At 64.8% G+C, this 18858-nt stretch carries 17 protein-coding genes; 12 read left to right on the plus strand and 5 right to left on the minus strand.

The features are described from left to right. Positions 1-18 precede the first annotated feature (18 nt). Genes paaE through RGQ15_RS17065 form a run of 4 tightly spaced genes read left to right on the plus strand, consistent with a single transcriptional unit; the run spans position 19 to position 4580 of the window. Positions 19-1095, plus strand: coding sequence for a 1,2-phenylacetyl-CoA epoxidase subunit PaaE (gene paaE / locus RGQ15_RS17050; RefSeq protein WP_311161852.1), 1077 nt, complete (start codon positions 19-21; stop codon positions 1093-1095). 10 nt (positions 1096-1105) lie between these two features. Next, entirely contained in the window at positions 1106-1858 is a 753-nt protein-coding gene (locus RGQ15_RS17055) for a Phenylacetic acid catabolic protein (protein ID WP_311161853.1), read from the plus strand. Between the two features lie 41 nt (positions 1859-1899). Then, the gene (paaZ, locus tag RGQ15_RS17060) at positions 1900-3963 is read left to right on the plus strand and encodes a phenylacetic acid degradation bifunctional protein PaaZ (RefSeq protein WP_311161854.1); all 2064 of its coding nucleotides are present in this window, start codon (positions 1900-1902) and stop codon (positions 3961-3963) included. Continuing rightward, positions 3960-4580: an acyltransferase gene (locus RGQ15_RS17065; protein ID WP_311161855.1), complete on the plus strand. Its 621-nt coding sequence runs from the start codon at positions 3960-3962 to the stop codon at positions 4578-4580. The genes paaZ and RGQ15_RS17065 overlap by 4 nt, the downstream gene beginning before the upstream one ends. Here the strand turns inward: RGQ15_RS17065 and RGQ15_RS17070 are convergent. From RGQ15_RS17070 to paaG, 4 genes are all read right to left on the minus strand, one after another. After that, entirely contained in the window at positions 4564-5163 is a 600-nt protein-coding gene (locus RGQ15_RS17070) for a TetR/AcrR family transcriptional regulator (protein WP_311161856.1), read from the minus strand. The genes RGQ15_RS17065 and RGQ15_RS17070 overlap by 17 nt on opposite strands. 113 nt (positions 5164-5276) lie before the next feature. Continuing rightward, positions 5277-6587, minus strand: a complete 1311-nt coding sequence (gene paaK / locus RGQ15_RS17075) for a phenylacetate--CoA ligase PaaK (RefSeq protein ID WP_311161857.1) — start codon at positions 6585-6587, stop codon at positions 5277-5279. 27 nt (positions 6588-6614) lie between these two features. Next, positions 6615-7046, minus strand: coding sequence for a hydroxyphenylacetyl-CoA thioesterase PaaI (gene paaI / locus RGQ15_RS17080; protein WP_311162220.1), 432 nt, complete (start codon positions 7044-7046; stop codon positions 6615-6617). Between the two features lie 14 nt (positions 7047-7060). Next, positions 7061-7849, minus strand: coding sequence for a 2-(1,2-epoxy-1,2-dihydrophenyl)acetyl-CoA isomerase PaaG (gene paaG / locus RGQ15_RS17085; RefSeq protein ID WP_311161858.1), 789 nt, complete (start codon positions 7847-7849; stop codon positions 7061-7063). A gap of 99 nt (positions 7850-7948) precedes the next feature. On the opposite strand from paaG, the gene paaN reads away from it, so the two are divergent. Genes paaN through RGQ15_RS17120 form a run of 7 tightly spaced genes read left to right on the plus strand, consistent with a single transcriptional unit; the run spans position 7949 to position 16069 of the window. Beyond that, the gene (gene paaN, locus RGQ15_RS17090; RefSeq protein WP_311161859.1) at positions 7949-9598 is read left to right on the plus strand and encodes a phenylacetic acid degradation protein PaaN; all 1650 of its coding nucleotides are present in this window, start codon (positions 7949-7951) and stop codon (positions 9596-9598) included. Between the two features lie 28 nt (positions 9599-9626). Continuing rightward, positions 9627-10772 carry an ABC transporter substrate-binding protein gene (locus tag RGQ15_RS17095; RefSeq protein ID WP_311161860.1) on the plus strand — a complete coding sequence of 382 codons (1146 nt, stop codon included), beginning with the start codon at positions 9627-9629 and terminating at the stop codon, positions 10770-10772. Between the two features lie 59 nt (positions 10773-10831). Beyond that, positions 10832-11704: a branched-chain amino acid ABC transporter permease gene (locus RGQ15_RS17100; RefSeq protein ID WP_311161861.1), complete on the plus strand. Its 873-nt coding sequence runs from the start codon at positions 10832-10834 to the stop codon at positions 11702-11704. A gap of 1 nt (position 11705) precedes the next feature. Next, positions 11706-12662 carry a branched-chain amino acid ABC transporter permease gene (locus RGQ15_RS17105; protein ID WP_311161862.1) on the plus strand — a complete coding sequence of 319 codons (957 nt, stop codon included), beginning with the start codon at positions 11706-11708 and terminating at the stop codon, positions 12660-12662. Further along, positions 12659-13435 carry an ABC transporter ATP-binding protein gene (locus RGQ15_RS17110; RefSeq protein ID WP_311161864.1) on the plus strand — a complete coding sequence of 259 codons (777 nt, stop codon included), beginning with the start codon at positions 12659-12661 and terminating at the stop codon, positions 13433-13435. Before RGQ15_RS17105 ends, RGQ15_RS17110 begins: the two co-directional genes overlap by 4 nt. Then, positions 13422-14123 (plus strand): ABC transporter ATP-binding protein, encoded by a 702-nt coding sequence (locus RGQ15_RS17115; protein WP_311161865.1) that lies wholly within the window; start codon positions 13422-13424, stop codon positions 14121-14123. The genes RGQ15_RS17110 and RGQ15_RS17115 overlap by 14 nt, the downstream gene beginning before the upstream one ends. A 2-nt stretch (positions 14124-14125) precedes the next feature. Next, positions 14126-16069 carry a 3-hydroxyacyl-CoA dehydrogenase NAD-binding domain-containing protein gene (locus RGQ15_RS17120; RefSeq protein WP_311161867.1) on the plus strand — a complete coding sequence of 648 codons (1944 nt, stop codon included), beginning with the start codon at positions 14126-14128 and terminating at the stop codon, positions 16067-16069. Between the two features lie 15 nt (positions 16070-16084). Here RGQ15_RS17120 and RGQ15_RS17125 read toward each other — a convergent pair whose 3' ends face one another. Next, the gene (locus RGQ15_RS17125) at positions 16085-17644 is read right to left on the minus strand and encodes a winged helix-turn-helix domain-containing tetratricopeptide repeat protein (protein ID WP_311161868.1); all 1560 of its coding nucleotides are present in this window, start codon (positions 17642-17644) and stop codon (positions 16085-16087) included. Positions 17645-17773: 129 nt separating this feature from the next. Here RGQ15_RS17125 and RGQ15_RS17130 point away from each other — a divergent pair, with 129 nt between their 5' ends. Next, positions 17774-18853, plus strand: coding sequence for a PLP-dependent cysteine synthase family protein (locus tag RGQ15_RS17130; protein WP_311161870.1), 1080 nt, complete (start codon positions 17774-17776; stop codon positions 18851-18853). The last annotated feature ends 5 nt before the right edge of the window (positions 18854-18858 follow it).

Genomic DNA, 18858 nt, shown 5'->3' on the forward strand with positions numbered 1-18858 from the left:
TTCAGGAAGGATACCCGAATGGCACGCTTCCACCCGCTGAAGGTCACCGATGTGCGCCGCGAGACCCGCGATGCCGTGGTCGTGACCCTGGCCCCGCGCGACGAGGACCGCGCGCTCTTCGACTTCACCCAAGGCCAATACCTGACCTTCCGCCGCGATTTCGACGGCGAGGAGCTGCGCCGCAGCTACTCGATCTGCGCCGGTCTCGACGAGGGCTGCCTCAAGGTCGGGATCAAGCGCGTCGATGGCGGCGCCTTCTCGACCTGGGCCAACGAAAATCTTGCGCCCGGCGATGAAATCGACGCCATGCCGCCGATGGGTAAGTTCTATACCCCGATCGAGGCGGGGGCGGAAAAGCAGTATCTGGGCTTTGCTGGCGGCTCGGGCATCACGCCGCTTCTGTCGATCATCAAGACGGTGCTGGCGCGCGAGCCGGGCTCGCAATTCACGCTGGTCTATGCCAACCGCCAGATCAACACGATCATGTTCCGCGAGGAACTGGACGATCTGAAGAACCTGTATCTGGGCCGCTTCTCGGTCATCCATGTGCTGGAACAGGAAGGCCAGGAGATCGACCTCTTCACCGGCCGGGTCGATGCCGAGAAGATGAAGGCGCTCTTCACCCATTGGATCGACGCCGAGGCGATTGACACCGCCTTCATCTGCGGCCCCGAGCCGATGATGCTGGCCATCGCCGCCTCGCTGCGCGAGCATGGGCTGGACGACAGCCAGATCAAGTTCGAGCTTTTCGCCAGCAGCCAGCCGGGCAAGGCCAAGGCCCGCGCCGTATCGCGCGACGCCGTCGCGCCGGGCGCGGGGACCGAGGCCACGGTGACGCTGGACGGCGCCACCCGCAACTTCACCATGGCGCGGCAGGGCGAGACGATCCTCGACGCCGCCATCGCCAACAACATGGACGCGCCCTATTCCTGCAAGGCGGGTGTCTGCTCGACCTGCCGTTGCAAGGTGATCGAGGGTGAGGTCGAGATGGCGGTGAACCACGCGCTGGAAGATTACGAGGTCCGCGCGGGCTATGTCCTGAGCTGCCAGGCCTATCCGCTGTCCGACCGCGTGGTCGTGACCTATGACGAGTGAGGCCCGCGCCATGTCGGACACGATGAACATCGAGGACTACCTGGCGCAGGGCGGCGTGCTGACCGCGCCCGAGAACGTCCCGGCCCGCTATCGCGGCGAGCTGCTGCGCCTGATGGCGAGCTTCGTCGACAGCGAGCTGGCCGCCTCGGCCGGTTTCGCCGGGGCGATCAATTTCGCCCCCGGCATCAAGGCGCGCATCGCCGCCAGCCGGATCACGCTGGAAAAGGCCGATCACGCGGGCCGCGTCCTTGCCGTGATGGGCGAGTTCGGCACCGATACCTCGCGCTACGAGACCAGCCATGACTGGGCGGCGCGGGTCTCGCGCGAGGCCGATCTGGGCGCGAGCCGCCTTGGCGGCGACATGCGCCTGTCGGTCCTGCATTACCCGATCACCGGCTGGGCCGATGCCGTGGTGCTGAACACGCTGCAGGGCCTCGCGACCGGGGTGCAGATGACCGAGCTGACGCGGGTGAGCTACGGCCCGCTGGCCGAGGTCTTCCGCGAGATCGCCCCGCGCGAGGCGCGCCATGCCGAGCTGGGGCTCGAGGGCCTCGAACGCCTCGCCGCGACCGAGGCCGGGCGCGAAGCCGCGCAGGCCTCGCTGGCCTATTGGCAGCCGCGCGTCGCGGCCGGTTTCGGCAGCCTCGCCTCGAACCGCTACGACATGCTGGCGCGCTTCGGCCTGCGCCGCACCCCGAACGAAACGCTGCTTGCCCGCTGGCAGGCGCTTGTCACCGAACGTCTGGCCGCAATCGGCCTTTGACGGGGGCCTTGCCCCCACTGAACTGATCGAGGAATTGACCCATGACCACTCCGCGTCGGCTTGAAAGCTATGTCTGCGGCCGCTGGACCCCCGGCGCGAAGGACGGCCAGCCGCTTCTGGATGCCGCGACCGGCGAAACGGTTGCCCTGATCGACTCGACGGGCCTTGATTTCGCCGCCACCCTCGCCCATGGCCGCGAGGTCGCCGGGCCGAAGCTGCGCGCCATGTCCTTCCATGACCGCGCCGCCATGCTCAAGGCGCTGGGTCTGGCCCTGATGGGCATGAAAGAGGAATTCTACGCCGAGAGCCTGAAGACCGGCGCGACCCGCACCGATGGCTGGATCGACATCGAGGGCGGCATCGGCACGATGCTGACCTTCGCCTCGAAGGGCCGCCGCGAGCTGCCCAATACCCGCGTGCTGACCGATGGCGATGTCGAGACCCTGTCCAAGGATGCGAGCTTCAGCGCGCAGCATATCCTGACGCCCCTGCAAGGCGTCGCGGTCCATATCAACGCCTTCAACTTCCCGATCTGGGGGATGCTCGAGAAGATCGCGCCGACCCTGCTGGCGGGCGTGCCCTGCCTCGTCAAGCCGGCCTCGCAAACCGCCTACCTGACCGAGCTGATGGTGCGCCGCATCATCGGGACCGGCATCCTGCCGGAAGGCGCGCTGCAGCTGATCTGCGGCTCGGTCGGCGACCTTCTGGACCATGTCACGGGGCAGGACGCGGTGACCTTCACCGGCTCGGCCTGGACGGGGCGCAAGCTGAAATCGCACAAGGCGATCGTCGAGAACTCGGTGCGCTTCACCATGGAGGCGGACAGCCTGAACGCCGCCATCCTCGGCCCCGACGCGGTCGCCGGCACGCCGGAATTCGATCTGTTCGTGAAAGAGGTGGCGCGCGAGATGACCACCAAGGCCGGGCAGAAATGCACCGCCATCCGCCGCGTCATCGCGCCCCGCGCGCAGGTCGAGGCGCTGGTCGAGGCGCTGCGCGCGCGGCTGGAAAAGACCGCCGTCGGCCTGCCGGGGGATGAGGCGACCCGCATGGGCCCGCTGGCGAGCTTCGAGCAGCGCGACGAGGTGCGCGAGCGCATCCGCGAGCTGCAGGCCGATGCCGAGATCGTCGCGGGCAATCCCGACGAGGTCCGCCTGTCCTCGGGCGATGCCGAGCGCGGCGCCTTCCTGAACCCGGTCCTGCTTTACGCCGACAATCCCTTCGCGGCGGCGAACATCCACGATGTCGAGGCCTTCGGCCCGGTCTCGACCCTGATGCCCTATGACGACCTGGGCGAGGCGGTCGAGCTGGCCCGGATGGGCAAGGGCTCGCTGGTCTCGTCGGTCTTCACCGATGATCCCCAGGTCGCCGAAGAGGTGGTGATCGGTGCGGCACCCTTCCATGGCCGGGTGATGATCGGCAACCGCGCCTCGGCCAAGACCTCGACCGGGCATGGCTCGCCCTTGGCGGCGCTGGTCCATGGCGGTCCGGGCCGCGCCGGCGGCGGCGAGGAAATGGGCGGCATGCGCGGCGTCAAGCACTACATGCAGCGCACCGCGGTGCAGGGCGCGCCGCGCCTGCTTTCGGCGGTGACCGGGCGCTGGATCGAGGGCGCGCCGACCCAGCGGGGCGTGCATCCGTTCCGCAAGTCCCTGGCCGAGCTCAGCATCGGCGACCAGCTGGTGACCGCGACCCGCACCATCACCCGCGAGGATGTCGAGCATTTCGCCCAGTTCACCGGCGACACCTTCTATGCCCACATGGACGAGGTGGCGGCCAAGGCGAACCCGTTCTTCGAAGATCGCGTGGCGCATGGCTACCTGATCGCCTCCTTCGCGGCGGGCCTTTTCGTCGAGCCCAATCCGGGCCCGGTGCTGGCGAATTACGGCGTCGACAACCTGCGCTTCCTGTCCCCGGTCTATTTCGGCGACACGCTGCAGGTCCGCCTGACCTGCAAGGAGATCAATCCGCGCGCCAATGCCGAGCATGGCGAGGTGCGCTGGGATTGCCAGGTCACCAACCAGAACGGGGCGGTGGTCGCGCAATATGACGTGCTGACCATGGTCGCCAAGACCTGGCCCGCCGTCGCCCAGGCCGCGGAATGAGCCGAACCTATGCCTGGGACGGCATCGTCCCGGTGATCGATCCCGCCGCCTTCGTGCATCCCGAGGCGGTGGTGATCGGCGACGTGATCATCGGCCCAACAGTCTATGTCGGACCGGGCGCCGTTCTGCGGGGCGATTTCGGGCGCATCATCCTGAAGCCGGGCTGCAATGTGCAGGAAACCTGCGTCATCCATTCCTTCCCGGGCAAGGATGTCGTGGTCGAGGAACTGGGCCATATCGGCCATGGCGCCGTGCTGCACGGCTGCCATGTCGGGCGCAATGCAATGGTCGGCATGAATGCGGTGGTGATGGACGAGGCGGTGATCGGCGAGAACACGATCGTCGCGGCCATGGCCTTCGTGAAGGCCGGGGCGCAGATCCCGCCGAACAGCCTCGCTGTCGGCTCGCCCGCCAAGGTCATCCGCGAATTGTCCGCCGACGAGATCGACTGGAAGCGGCGCGGCACCGGCGTCTACCAGCAGCTCGCGCTCGAGGCGCGGGACAAGCTGAAGCCGGCCGAGGCGCTGACGGAACCGGAAGCGGACCGGCGTAGGGCCGAGGCCCCGCGCTATGATCCCTTGGTGCTCGAACGCGCGGGCTTCAGCGAACGGCCTTGATCCCCTCGAGGATCAGGGTCGTCGCGACATCGGCATAGTCCTCGCGCGAGATCCGGCCACCATCGCGGAACCACATGTAGACCCAGTTCATCATGCCGAAGAGCGACATGGTGACCGGGGTCAGCAAGGGCCTTTCGGGATTGTCGAGATCGGGATTTATCTCGCGCAGTACCGTGGCGAAATGCCTGACGATCTGCTTTTCCACGGCAAGGATCTCGGCCTTCTGCTCATCCGTCAGGGCGGAGGTCGCGTTGAGCTGGACCTTGTGCTGGTTGTCTGCGCCCCGGTAGTTCTCGAGGACGATGCCGACCAGCTTGCGCAGCCTCTGCTGCGGCGGAAGCAAGTGATCATCAGCCGCCTCGATCGCCTCATTCAGTTCTTCGAGATGAGTGATGATGATCTCAAAGATCAATTCGCCCTTGCTGGGGTAGTAGTGATATAGCAGCGCCTTTGAGACCTGGCCATGGGCCGCGATCTGCGCCATGGAAGCTTTTTCCATGCCCAGGTCGGCAAATACGGCGGCCGCGCTATCCAGCAGGCCGCGCCGTTTCTCATCGAAATCTACTGCTCGTGTCCGAGCCATGAAAATCCTTTCGTCCGCCTCAATCAGCGTCCGGCACGCGGACGGGGGCCATAAACCCCCGTCTTTTTAGCGATTACGTCGCAGCATGTCATGTCGGACGCCGCGACCGGTTGTCATTCCTTGGGCCGATTGTCCACCACGCGCTTGGCCTTGCCTTCCGAGCGGGCGACGCCGTTCGGATCGGTGACATTGATGCGTGTCGAAACGCCAACGACCGACTTGATGTGATGCGCGAGTTCCTTGGCCGAATGGGCGCGGGCGCTTTCGTCGCACATCTCGGGCGTGCATTCGACATGGACGGTCATGTTGTCCATCCGGCCCGAGCGGGAAAGCTCGATCTGGAAATGTGGCGCGAGGCCCTGGCATTTCAGGATCTGCTCTTCGATCTGGGTCGGGAAGACGTTGACGCCGCGCAGGATGATCATGTCGTCGCTGCGGCCGGTGATCTTCTCGATCCGGCGCATGCTGCGCGCGGTGCCCGGCAGCAGGCGGGTCAGGTCGCGGGTGCGGTAGCGCACCATCGGCAGGCCTTCCTTGGTCAGCGTGGTGAAGACGAGTTCACCAAGTTGGCCGTCGGGCAGGACCTCGCCGGTGACCGGGTCGATGATCTCGGGATAGAAATGGTCTTCCCAGACATGCAGCCCGTCCTTGGTCTCGACGCATTCCTGCGCGACGCCGGGGCCCATGATCTCGGACAGGCCGTAGATGTCCACGGCATGCATGTTGAAGGCTTCCTCGATCTCTTGGCGCATCGAGTTGGTCCAAGGCTCGGCCCCGAAGATACCGATTTCCAGCGAGCTCTCGCGCGGATCAAGGCCCTGACGGCGGAACTCGTCGAGGATCGACAGCATGTAGCTCGGCGTCACCATGATGATGCGCGGCTTGAAGTCGTTGATCAGCGTCACCTGGCGTTCGGTCATGCCGCCCGACATCGGGACCACGGTGCAGCCGAGCTTCTCGGCACCGTAATGCGCGCCGAGGCCGCCGGTGAACAGCCCGTAGCCATAGGAGTTGTGCAGCATGTCGCCCGGACGGCCACCCGCCGCGCGGATCGAGCGGGCGATCAGGCTGGCCCAGGTGTCGATGTCGCGCTGGGTATAGCCGACGACGGTGGGCTTGCCGGTGGTGCCCGACGAGCCGTGGATGCGCACCAGCTTTTCGCGCGGGGTGGCGAACATGCCAAAGGGATAGGTCTCGCGCAGGTCCTGCTTCACGGTGAATGGAAATTGCGAGATATCGGCGAGGCACTTCAGGTCATCGGGATGGGCGCCGTTTTCATCGAAGCGCCTGCGATAAAAGGGCGAATTCTCGTAGGCATGCTTCAGCGACCATTGCATGCGGCGGAACTGAAGTTCGGCGATCTCATCGCGCGAGGCGGTTTCGATGGGGTCAAGCCCGGCATTCATCGGGGACAGGTCTTGCATGGTTTCCTCCCTAGCAAGGCGGTGCGGTCAGCTTTCGACCGGAAGATGGGTTCCCTTGACGGTGCGCGAGTGACCACGAAACTCGGCCACATGCTCGCCGTTCTGGTTGAAAATGCGAATGTCGTAGATCCCCGAACGACCCCGGCGCGACACTTCGCGCGCGCGGGCGGTGAGCCGGTCTCCGATCCGGCCGGGAACAAGATAGGTGATCGAGCAGTGCTGTGCCACGACCAGCTGATTGTAGCTGTTGCAGGCAAATGCAAAGGCGCTGTCTGCCAGGGTGAACATGTAGCCGCCGTGGCAATTGCCATGGCCATTCGACATCTCGGCGGTGATCGTCATCGTCAGGTCGGCCTCGCCAGGGGCGATATGATCAAGGCTCATGCCGAGACGCTGACTGGCGGAATCGTCGTTCCACATCGCCTTGGCCGAAGCCTCGGCCAATTCCTGGGGGGTCATTTCGGAGACCGGTTTCATTGACCGCTGAACTCCGGCTTGCGCTTTTCCAGAAACGCAGTGACGCCTTCGGCATAGTCTGAGCTGCGCCCGGCACGCCGCTGGCAGTCGCGTTCAAGGTCAAGCTGCTCGTCAAGGCTGTTGGTCGCTGCCGCCTGAATCAGATGCTTGGTCAGGCCAAGACCGAGGGTCGGGCCTGCCGCGAGCTGGGTCGCCAGCGCGGTGGCCTCGGCCAACAAGGCATCATCCTCCACAACTTTCCAGATCAGACCCCAATCGGCGGCCTTTTCGGCCATCAGCGGCTCGGCGGTCAGCGCCAGCGCCTTGGCGCGGGGTTCGCCCAGAATGCGGGCTAGGCTCCAGGTGCCACCGGCATCGGGAACAAGACCGATCTTCGCGAAGGCTTGGATGAATTTCGCGGATTTCGCGGCCAGCACGATGTCGCAGGCAAACGCCAGATTCGCGCCCGCGCCGGCGGCCACGCCGTTGACCGCGCAAATCACCGGCTTTTGCAGATTGCGGATCAGGCGCAGCGTCGGATTGTAGAAAGTGTCCAGCGTGTGACCCAGATCCGGGGCAGGCCCACCCTTGCGCGGATCACGGTCACCTAGATCCTGTCCCGCAGAGAAGGCACGGCCGTTTCCCGTCAACAGGACGGCCCGAACGGTCGGATCCTCATGGGCCATCTCGAGACCAGTACGCAGGGCCAGATGCATTTCCTCGTTGAAGGAATTCAGCTTTTCCGGACGGTTGAGCGTCAGTGTCAGGACGCCCTCGACCAGCGTCGTCAGAACCGTGTCTGTCATGTCGAAACTCCCTGCCTCGCTCCTCCGAGGCTCCTTGAAGATTTGTGTTGCATAAACCGACCGGTCGGTCAATGATAATGTGATCTTGGGAGGGATGTCATGTCAGAGTACTTCAATCGGCACCGGCCGATGCTGGATGACGCGCTGGACGCGCTTCAGGCCCGTGGTTACTGGACCCCTTTCCCGGAAGTACCAAGCGGCAAGATCTATGGTGAAACTGCCCGCGAGGATGGCGCGGCCGCGTTCGCAGCACTGCTCGGAAGGAAGTTCGATATCCCCGGGCACCCCGAGGACCGCCGCCTCGGCGCTGAGCTATCGCCGTTCGGCCTGGAACTTGACATTGCCTATCCTGCAGCATCAGTCGAATCCCTGATCGACACTGCTCAGGCAGCCTCGGCCCGGCTTTCTGCCGCTTCAGCCGAGTTGCGCGTCGGAGCATGCCTTGAGGCGCTGGTCCGCTTGAACCGTATGAGCTTCACGATGGCGAACGCGGTCATGCATACCACCGGACAAGCGTTTGCAATGGCATTTCAGGCAGGCGGCCCGCATGCGCAGGATCGCGCCCTGGAAGCCGTCGCGATGGCCTGGGACGAGATGAACCGTTTCGCCGGTTCGGCCCGTTGGGAAAAGCCGCAAGGCAAGGCTGCCCCGATAACGCTGGAAAAACAGTGGTCCGTTGTCCCGGCAGGCATCTCCGTCGCGATCTGCTGCAATACCTTTCCGACGTGGAATTCCTATCCGGGGATATTCGCAAGCATCGCGACGGGAAATCCGGTCATCATCAAGCCGCATCCTTCGGCGATCCTGCCCCTTGCGCTATCTGTTCGCGTATTGCGCGAAGTCTTTGCCGAGGCTGGATTGCCCGCCGGGGCCATCTTGCTCGCGGTGGACGAGCCGGGTGCCGAGATCACCAAGGATTTGGCGGTTCATCCCGCAGTGAAGCTGATCGACTATACCGGCTCGGGTGCCTTCGGCGACTGGTTGCGAGAAAATGCGACGCAAGCGCAGATATTCTCGGAAGAGGCGGGAGTGAACACGGTGACAATTGCCGAGAGCGACGATTTCTCCGGCATGTGCTCCAATCTTGCTTTCTCGCTGGCTCTCTATTCGGGTCAGATGTGCACCGCGCCTCAAAATATCTTCATCCCGAAGGACGGGATCGAGACCGATCAGGGTCACAAGAGTTTCGACGAGGTCGCGGGGGCGCTAGCCTCGGCAATCGACGAGTTGCTTTGCGACCCGGCGCGCGCTGCCGGTATCTGCGGGGCGATCGCCAATCCGGCCACGCTGGAACGTGTCGATCAGGCCCGTTCTCGCGGTCGGATCTTCCGGGACAGTTCGGCCCTGGCGGAAGGGCGCACCGCCACTCCACTTCTGCTTTCGGTCGAAGACGGCGATCCTGCCAGCGAAGAAGAATGGTTCGGCCCCATTGCCTTCCTGATCCCCGTCGCGGATGCGGCGACAGGGATCGACCGCGCCGCTGATCTCGCCCGCCGCAAGGGCGCCATCACCGCCGCGATCTATGATCTGGATGAAGCCCGCATCCAGCACGCCGTGACGGCATTCGGTGCCGCGGGCGTGAACCTGTCGATCAATCTTACCGGCAACATTTTCGTCAACCAGTCGGCCGCCTTCAGCGACTTCCACGTCACCGGGGCGAACCCGGCCGGAAATGCCAGCCTGACCGACAGCGTATTCGTCGCCAGCCGGTTTCGGCGCGTGATGTGGCGCCGTCCTGCGGCCGCCTGAACTAAGTTACTTTTGGGAGGAGGAACCCATGATCAAGACCCTGAAGACGACCGTACCGGTCGCCCTGATCGCGCTTGGACTTACCGGCGCGGCGCATGCCGAAATCAAGCTGGGAGCTTCGGTTTCGGCGACTGGTCCCGCGGCGTTTCTTGGCGACCCCGAGGCCAAGACGCTTGAAATGTTGGTCGAGGAACTGAACGCAAAAGGGGGCATCAACGGCGAAGAAGTCGAACTGGTGCTGTACGACGACGGCGGTGATGCCAACAAGGCGCGCACCTTCGCCACGCGTCTGATCGAGGACGACGAAGTGCAGGCCATCATCGGCGGCACCACGACCGGCACTTCCATGTCGATCCTGTCGGTCGCGGAAGACGCCGAGGTGCCCTTCATCTCGCTCGCCGGGGCCATCGACATCATCCAGCCGGTGAAGCCTTTTACCTTCAAGACCCCGCATACCGACCGCATGGCTTGCCAGAAGATCTTCGAAGACATGCAGAAGCGTTCGATCACCAAGATCGGCATGATTTCTGGGACGGACGGGTTCGGGGCCTCGATGCAGGCGCAATGCAAGGACGTCGTTGCAGAATACGACATCGAGATCGTCGCCGACGAGACCTACGACCCCAAGGATGCCGACATGACGGCGCAGCTGACCAAGATCAAGAACGCGGCGGGCATTCAGGCTGTCCTTAACCCCGGCTTCGGCCAGGGCCCGTCGATCGTGACCCGCAACTACAAGCAGCTGGGCATCGACCTGCCGCTCTACCAATCCCATGGCGTGGCTTCCGATGGCTTCATCGAACTTGCGGGCAAGGATGCAGCCGAGGGCGTGCGCCTCCCAGGCACGGCCTTGCTCGTGGCCGATCTTCTGGCTGATGACGACGCACAAAAGCCCGTGGTTGCCGCATACAAGAAGGCTTTCGAGGATAGGTACGAGATGCCGGTCAGCACCTTTGGCGGCTATGCCCATGATGGCTTCGCGCTGATGGTCAATGCAATCACGGCGGCGGGCAGCAATGAGCCCGAGGCGATCCGCGACGCGCTCGAAAGCGTGGCTGGCCTCGCGGGAACCACCGGCATCTATACCATGTCCGCCGAGGATCATCTGGGGCTCGACCTCTCGGCCTTCCGCATGCTCGAGGTCCGGAACGGAGCCTGGAGCATCGTCGAGTAAGCCGTTGCGGCCCCGCATGGGGCCGTCCACGCCCGAGCCCTTAGCCTTAGGACCCCAGCATGTCCGAACTCCTGCAATTCCTGTTCTCAGGATTGACCGTCGGTGCGGTCTATGCGCTTGTCGCGCTAGGATTCACCATCATCTACAACGCCTCGGGCGTGGTGAACTTCGCACAGGGCGAATTCGTCATGCTGGGCGGCATGATCACCGTCTTCGCCCATGCCGCCGGATTGCCGCTGCCGCTGGCCGCGCTGCTGGCCATTGCGGCCACGGCAGCTATCGGGGTCGGGCTGAACAAGTTCGCAATCGAGCCCGCGCGCGGCGCGCCGGTCGTCTCGCTCATCATCATCACCATCGGCGCCTCGATCTTCATCCGGGGCGCGGCGCAACTGATCTTCGACAAGCAGATCCACAGCTTCCCGTCATTTTCGGGTGATGATCCCATCCATGTGATGGGCGCGACGATCCTCACGCAAAGCCTCTGGGCCATTGGCGGGGCCTTCGCGGTCTTTGTCGGGCTGTGGCTGTTCTTCACCCGCACGATCCTTGGCCGCGCGGTGCTGGCGACCTCGAACAACCGCCTCGCGGCGCAGCTTGTCGGCATCAACACGGATTTCGTCATGACGCTGTCCTTCACGCTTTCGGCGGCCATCGGCGCCTTCGCGGGCGTGCTGATCACGCCGATTACCATGACCTCGTATGACGTGGGTCTGGGTCTTGCGCTGAAGGGATTCGCGGGCGCGATGCTGGGCGGCATGGGCAATCCCAAGGGCGCTTTTGCGGGCGGGCTTCTGCTGGGTCTACTTGAGGCGCTGACAGCGGGTTACCTGTCGTCGCAATACAAGGAGGCCGCGGCCTTTGTCGTGATCCTTGCGGTGCTGTTCTTCATGCCGCAGGGCCTCTTCGGGTCCAAATCGACGGATCGGGTGTGACATGCGGATTTCCAGCAAACATCTGACCTTGCTCGTGCTCGCCGCATTGATCGCGGTTGCGCCCTTGTTCTTTCCGTCGGGCTATTACTTCCGCGTCGGTGCCCTGATTTTCGTCAATGCGCTGGCGGTGACCGGCATCGTGATCCTGACCGGCTATGCCGGGCAGATCAGCCTCGGCCATGCCGGCTTTGCAGGCATTGGCGGCTATGCCTGCGCGCTCGCCCCGGTGCATTGGGGAATACCCCCGGCGCTTGCGGTGGTCCTGGGCGCGCTCGTTTCGGGCATTCTGGCCTATCTTGTCGGGCGTCCGATCCTGCGGCTAAAGGGCTATTACCTTGGTGTTGCCTCTCTGGGCTTCGGCATTCTCGTCGCGATGGTTCTGAACAATGAACGCCAACTGACCAAGGGACCGGACGGAATTGAGGTTCCGGATCTTGGTCTGCGCGGCTTGCTCAAGGACTGGGGACTGAACCTGTCGAACGGCGAATTCTGGTATGCCTTCACCGGAATCTGCTTGCTGATCGGCGCCTGGATCGCGCTGAACCTCTTCAACAGCCCGAGCGGACGCGCCTTGCGCGCCCTGCACGGCTCCGAGATCGCCGCCGGAACCGTCGGCATCGACGTCGCGCGCGTCAAGCTGCAGGCCTTCGTCATCTCGGCGGTCTATGCCTCGGTCGCGGGCTCGCTGACCGCGTTGCAGAACAAGTTCGTGACGCCCGACATCGCGGGCTTCATGCATTCGGTCGAGATGGTCACCATGGCCGTGCTGGGCGGCGTCGGCTCGGTGCCGGGCGCGATACTCGGCGCGGGGATCCTGACGCTGCTGCCGCAGGTGCTGACGGTCTTTGCCGAATATGAGCAGCTGATCCTTGGCCTCGTCATGATGCTGGTGATGATCTTCCTGCGCGAGGGGCTGGTGCCCTCGATCCTGCGCAAGATCCGGGGGAGGGGCGAATGAGCCTGTTGCAGATCGAGCGTCTCGGCATCGCCTTTGGCGGGCTGCGCGCCGTCCATGATGTCAGCTTCTCCGTCGAGCCGGGCGAGATCGTCTCGGTGATCGGCCCGAACGGCGCGGGCAAGACGACGCTCTTCAACATGATCTCGGGGGTCTATCGCCCCGGTTCGGGCAAGGTGCGCCTGAAGGGCGAGGACGTGACCGGGATGGAGCCGTTCCGGCTGGCCGCCCGCGGCATGTCCCGGACCTTCCAGAACCTGCAGATCTTCCAGAACATGACCGTGCTGGAAAATGCCATGGCCGGGTTCCACCTGCAGGAACGTGGCCCGGTTCTGGCCGACCTGCTGAACCTGCCCTCGTCGCGCAAGCGCATCCGCATGGCCGAGGAGGGCGCGCGCGCGCTTCTCGCCCGCGTGGGTCTCGAGCGCGCCGCCGACCGCGAGGCCGGGAACCTCTCCTATGGCTCGCTCAAGCGGCTGGAGATCGCCCGGGCGCTGGCGATGAATCCCGCCGTCCTGCTGCTCGACGAGCCTGCCGCCGGCTGCAATGCCGTCGAGACCGAGGAGATCGACCACCTGATCGCCGAGGTCGCGACATCCGGCGTCGCCATCCTGCTGGTCGAGCATGACATGAAGATGGTCATGCGCATCTCGAACCATGTCGTCGTGCTCGATCACGGCGAGAAGATCGCCGAAGGCCCGCCCGAGGCGGTCAGCCGCAACCCGGCGGTGATCGCCGCCTACCTGGGCACGGAGGCCGCCGATGCTGACCGTTGAGGGACTGCGCTCGCGCTACGGGCGCATCGAGGTGCTGCACGGGCTGGACCTGCATGTCGACAGCGGCGAGATCGTCACCGTGGTCGGCGCGAATGGCGCGGGCAAGACCACGCTCCTGCGCTGCCTGTCGGGGGTGCAGCCGGTCTCGGGCGGCAAGATCACCTTCCGCGGCGAGGCGCTGACCACGGTCCCCGCCTACAAGCGGCTGTCGCGGGGGCTGGCGCAATCGCCCGAGGGGCGGCAGATCTTCACCAATCTCTCGGTCGAGGAGAACCTGCGGCTCGGGGCCTTCCTTTACAGCGATGCGCGCGTGGAGAAGGACATGGAAGACGCCTTCCAGATGTTCCCGATCCTGCGCGAGAAGCGCAACCTGGCCGCGGGCGGCCTGTCGGGCGGCCAGCAGCAGATGCTGGCCATGGCCCGCGCGCTGATGGGGCGGCCGAGCTGCCTCTTGCTCGACGAGCCCTCGATGGGGCTTGCGCCGATCATCGTGCAGCAGATCTTCGATGTGGTCAGCGGCCTCAAGGCGCTTGGCGTCACCGTGCTGCTGGTCGAACAGAACGCCTTCGGGGCGCTCAAGATCGCCGACCGTGGCTATGTCATGGAAACCGGCCAAATCACCATGCAGGGCGCGGCGGCGGAACTGATCGCCGATCCCCGCATTCGCGAAGCTTACCTGGGAATTTGAACATGTCCGTCGTCACCATTGCCCGCCAAGGGGAAATCGCCACCGTCACCGTGGACAACCCGCCCGTCAACGCACTGGGTCTGGCGCTGCGCCAGGGGCTGTGGGACGCGGTCGCAACGCTCGACGCCGATCCGGCGGTGCGCGCGGTGGTGCTGATCTGCGCCGGCCGCACCTTCATCGCCGGGGCGGATGTCACCGAATTCGGCAAGCCTCCGGTCGCGCCGCACCTGCCCGACCTCGTGGCCCGGATCGAGTCCGCCGAAAAGCCCTGGATCGCGGCGATCCACGGCTCGGCGCTTGGCGGCGGCTTCGAGGTCGCGCTGGGATGCCGCTTCCGCGTCGCCCTGCCCGAGGCCTCGGTCGGCCTGCCCGAGGTGACCCTCGGCATCATCCCCGGCGCGGGCGGCACGGTGCGCACCCCGCGCCTGTGCGGCGTGGCGACTGCCGTGGACATGGCGACGACCGGCAAGCCCATGCGCGCCCCGAAGGCGCTCGCCGCCGGGCTGATCGACGCGGTGATCGAGGGGGATCTGTTGACCGGCGCGGTCGAATTCGCCCGCGCGGCGATCGCGCAGCCCTTGCCACTGCCGGTCTCGCAGCGCGGGATCGAGGCCCCCGAGGCGGGCTTCTGGGCCGAGGCCGAGGCATCCGTCGCCAAATCCGCCAAGGGTGCCGCCGCGCCCGCCCGCGCGCTGGCCGCGATCCGCAAGGCCGCCGAGGCGCCCTTCGACGAGGCGATGGGCTTCGAGCGTACGACTTTCCTAGAACTGCGCGGCACCGAACAGGCCGCCGCCCTGCGCGCGGTCTTCTTCGCCGAGCGCGCCGCGCCGCGTCCCGCCGCCCTGCGCGATGTCGCGCCCCTGCCGCTGAAGACAGTCGCCGTGATCGGCGGCGGCACGATGGGCGCGGGCATCATCGCCGCGCTGCGCGATGCGGGCTTGCCGGTCATCCTGATCGAGCGCGACGACGAGGCCGTCGCGCGCGGCCTCGCCAATGTCGCCAAGGTCTTTGACGGCGGGGTCAAGCGCGGCAAGCTGTCCGAGGCGCAGGCCCGGGCGCTGAAGGACGGCGTCACCGGCACGACCGATTACGCTGCGCTGCCCGATGTCGACATGGTGATCGAGGCCGTCTTCGAGGAGATCGGCGTCAAGCGCGCGGTCTTTGCCCAGCTCGGCGTGGTCTGCCGCGCGGATGCGGTGCTGGCGACGAACACCTCGTATCTCGATCCGCGCGCCATCGCGGAAGGGCTGCCGAACCCGTCGCGCTTCATCGGGCTGCATTTCTTCAGCCCAGCCAATGTGATGAAATTGCTGGAAATCGTGCCGACGCCCCAGACTTCGGCCCGGACTCTGGCGACCGGCTTCGCGCTTGGCCGGCTGCTGAAGAAGATCCCGGTCCGATCGGGCATCTGCGAGGGCTTCATCGGCAACCGCATCCTGAAACGCTACCGCGCCGCCGCCGAAGGGCTGGTGCGCAAGGGCGTTCCGATCGCGCGGATCGACGCGGCGATGCGCGGCCATGGCCTCGCCATGGGTCCGTTCGAGGCGCAGGACCTGGGCGGCCTCGACATTGCCTATCTGCAACGCGAAGGCGCGCGGGCGGCGGGTCAGGACGTGCCCGAGACGTTGGGCGACATCCTTGTCCGCGCTGGCCGCAAGGGCCAGAAGACCGGCGGCGGCTGGTATGATTACGCGGCCGGTGAGCGCAAGCCGCTGATCTCGGATCAGGTGGCGCAACTGCTCGCCGCCGAGATCGCGCCGCCCTCGGCGATGACCGAGCCCGAGATCGCGCAGGCGCTGGTCGCCGAGATGGCCGCCGAAGGGCAGGCCATCCTCGACGAGGGCATCGCCGCCAGCCCGGCCGATATCGATCTCGTCAAGATCCATGGCTATGGCTTCCCGCGCTGGCGCGGCGGGCCGATGTTCGCGACCCGCGTGCGGGAATGACCGCGCAGGTTTCGGTCAACGAATGCCGAAACGGGCAAGCTCGCGTCGAAGCAGATCTTTCTTGCCTTGGTCCCGGAAAGGGAAAGCCGCGAAGAAAAGTTCGGCATTGACGTCGGGCCGAAGCGAGCGCGTATGGCGCAGCCATTCTTGCGCGCGCTCGTTTCGCTCAGCGAGACCGTTCGCCACCATCGCGATCATGCCGATCAAGAAATGCGCATGTGGAGCGGAAGCTGCGCGATCCGCCCAATCGGCCGCCTCTGCATACTCTGCTCGCAGCAGGTATGACATCGCCCGAGTACCGAACATGCCGTAAAGAAGCGGATCAAGCGGGCTGAGACGCAGGGCCTTGTTGACCTCATCTGCGGCAATGTCGGCTTCGAGCATGATCACATCGGTCAATGCGCGGGAATAGAAACCCTGCGCATAATTGGGATTGAGATCGGTTGCGCGTGCCAGCCAGCCCGCCGCGAGATCCAGTTCGTCCGTGAGCCAGTACGAGCGCCCCAGAGTAAGCGCCGCGAACGGGTCCATCGGATCCAGTTCGACGCTGCGCTCGGCCTGCGCCCTGGCGCGGTTCACGGCTTCGCCCCGATCGAGACCATAGCGCAGGAAAGCCTCCTGAAAGCTCGTGAATGACAGTCCGGCATGGGCACGTGCGAATTTCGGGTCCTGTCGGATCGAACGTTCGAAGAATTTTGCGGCGCGCTGATTGCCCTCGGGCGAAAACAGAAACATCTGACGCAGCCCGAGATGATAGTTTGCCCAGGCGTCAAGTTGCGAAAGGTCCTTGCCTTCGGCAAGCTGCGCCTCATGCAGGGGAACAGTCACCTCGAGAGCCGTCGCGACAGAGGTTACGATTGCATATTGCAGCTCGGCAAGCAGGTCGATCGGCCGTGCCAGGCGATCCGTCCAGATCAGCTTTCCTGTCGCGGCTTCGACGAGTTCGACGCTGACGCTAAGGATGCGGCCAGACAATTCCAGCGTACCGACAAGAATGTAACGCACGGCAAGGGTCCTGCCGATCATTCCCAGATCGGGCGATGTGCCCGAAAAGCGGAACGACGATCCGCGCGATATGACCGTCAGCCACCGCATCCGGGCCAGCGCACGCAGGATTTCATGGGCGACCGCCTCGGCCAGGATGGCATTTGCCCCATCGAGCTCGACGGCGCGGAATGGCAGGACCGCGATCGAGGGTTGGCCTTCGGGATCAGGCGCCTCGGCTGCTTGCGTGATCCGGGGATGCGCGGCGGGCGTCGTGTCGTCAGATACCCGCACGGGTGGAAGCAGGCGGAAGCCGCGACCATGAATGGTGCGGATGATGGTCTGGCTTTTTCCATCATCACCCACCGCATTGCGGGCGGCACGCATCCTGCTGGCGATACAGGCATCAGTTATGGCGCGCCCATGCCAGACGGTTTCGACCAGATCATCCTTGCTGACCAGTCGCCCTTGGGCGCGCAGCAATTCGCGCAGCACAAGAAAGACCTGCGGTTCAACCGACACCGGCTGACCGCTTCGCGTCAGCTCGAAAAGCTGATCGTCGAGCCGAAGATCGCCGCAACTGTAGATCATGGCCCAATTCTACCCGAAATGCATCCATTCTGCATGAGTTCTTCATCTTCTGATCAAGCAGGGACGCCTCGAATCTGGCACTATGTCCCTGGATGAGAGCGAGCCCCCCATGGAGGAGTGATCGGAAAGATGGATATGCGCACAGTTCGGACAACCAGTGGTCGTGGTCGCATCTTTGACAGTGTCCTCGACACTGTCGGCGACACGCCGGTGATCCGCATCAACAACCTTGCGCCCGCAGGCGTGCAGCTTTGTGTGAAGGCCGAGTTCTTCAACCCGGCCGCATCGGTCAAGGACCGTCTGGCCCTGAACATCGTGGAAGCGGCCGAGCGGTCAGGTGCCCTGAAGCCCGGACAGACCATTGTCGAGGCGACAAGTGGCAATACCGGGATCGGGCTTGCAATGGTCTGCGCGCAGAAGGGCTATCCCCTTGTCGTCACCATGGCCGACAGTTTTTCCGTCGAGCGCCGCCGCCTGATGCGCATGTTCGGTGCAAAAGTCATTCTGACCCCGCGCGCAGAAAAAGGGACGGGGATGTACAACAAGGCCGTCGAACTTGCCAATCAGCACGGATGGTTCCTGGCCCGGCAGTTCGAAACGCCCGCCAATGCCGATATCCACGAACATACCACGGCGCGAGAGATTGTGGGTGACTTTGCCGGGCACCGCCTGGATTATGTCGTGACCGGATACGGCACCGGCGGAACGGTATCTGGCCTTGCCCGCGTCCTGCGCCGCGAGCGGCCGGAAACCAAGATCGTACTGGCCGAGCCCGCCAATGCCGCACTGGTTTCAAGTGGAATCAGCCAGAACCGAGGCGAGGACGGCTCGCCCGCGGCCAGCCATCCGGCTTTCGAGCCCCATCCGATCCAGGGATGGACACCGGATTTCATCCCTTTCGTCCTGCAAGAGGCGCTGGACAGCAAGGGCTTCGATGATCTTTTCACCATTCCGGGCCCCGAAGGAATCGCCTGGGCCAAGAACCTGGCCGCGCGCGAAGGCATCCTGACAGGTGTTTCGGGTGGCGCGACCTTCGCGGCGGCGATGAGGCTGGCCGAAAAGGCAGAGCCCGGAACCGTGATCCTGGCAATGCTGCCCGATACCGGCGAACGCTATCTTTCCACGCCGCTGTTTCAGGACATCCACGAAGAAATGGATGAAGAAGAGCTTGCGCTTTCCCGCTCGACTCCCGGCTACCAGATGGGATGAACGAT

Source organism: Paracoccus sp. MBLB3053, assembly GCF_031822435.1.
Classification (GTDB): Bacteria; Pseudomonadota; Alphaproteobacteria; order Rhodobacterales; family Rhodobacteraceae; genus Paracoccus; species Paracoccus aurantius.